This is a genomic window from Vibrio sp. Vb0349 (genome assembly GCF_033338975.1).
The window spans coordinates 1-1014 of the sequence record NZ_JAWOTS010000481.1 but is presented as its reverse complement, the minus strand read 5'-3'; the positions used below and the strand labels follow the sequence as shown (position 1 = coordinate 1014).

2 protein-coding genes are annotated in these 1014 nt (G+C 47.7%); both read right to left on the bottom strand.

All coding sequences use genetic code 11. From position 1 onward, the window contains the following. A partial coding sequence (locus R7Q47_RS26760) for a PstS family phosphate ABC transporter substrate-binding protein (RefSeq protein ID WP_318090357.1) occupies positions 1 to 614 on the bottom strand: 614 nt, incomplete at its 3' end. Beyond that, on the bottom strand, positions 614 to 1014 hold a 401-nt coding region (locus R7Q47_RS26755; protein ID WP_318090354.1), incomplete at its 5' end, for an ATP-binding protein. The genes R7Q47_RS26760 and R7Q47_RS26755, both read right to left, overlap by 1 nt.

The window sequence follows — 1014 nt, the reverse complement described above, 5'->3', positions numbered from 1 at the left end:
TGTTCATTCACTCGGGTTTTGAAGTCACCGCCACACAGCGCATTGCTTTTGAAGTAACCATACGTCCCGGACACAGAGTTACGCCCAAACAACTGCAAGTTGCGCTTCGCCCATTCGGCTTTTAAACCTAGTTGCTGCCAGTTAGTGATGAACTGACTTTCCCCACAACGCAACGTAGCGGAAAACATCGCGTCCAATTGATTAAAGTTCAAACCTTGAATGGGATTGTCTTGATGCACAAAAATACCGATAGCATCAATAGCAACGCGCAATGCTGTAGGTTTGTAACCATGCTGTCGCTCAAACGCTTCGATTTCTTTCAAACGCATCGGGCGGCTCATTGGGCCAAACTGAGCCGTTTGCTCTGTTACAGCAGGTGGCGCAGTTGACGAGCCTGAAGCTTGAACTTGCGCGTTGATGTTTGGGTAAATGGATGTAAACTCTTCCACCCAAAGTGTGGTCATCCCCGCCAAAGTGTCTGAGCCTACCGAAAGCAAATTACCAACAATGCCAGTGGTTTTATGGTAGTTCGGTAAAGGCTTATCTTGAGCAACCGCCATACTCGAACAAATAAGCGCGATACAAGCGATGGCTTTACTGACTCGACGTCCCATTATTTCACCACTAAACGACTTGGAAGTACGAACGAGAACTTGCTTCCTACACCGACTTCACTTTGAATTTCCAGGTGTGAGTCATGATGGCTCAGCGCATGTTTCACAATCGCCAAACCTAAACCACTGCCACCCGTATCGCGTGAACGTGCTTTATCAACTCGGTAGAAACGCTCAGTCAGTCGATGCAAGTGTTGTGGCTCAATACCATCACCACTGTCTTCAACTTCAAGGCACGCACCTTGTGCGGTTTGATACCAACGAACATGAATATTGGCTCCCGGAGGAGTGTACTTCACTGCGTTGTAAACAAGGTTGGAGATCGCGCTGCGCAATTGGTCATCATCTCCAAGCACACGAAGGCTGGTATCGACATCAAACTTGAGTTTATGTTGGTCAT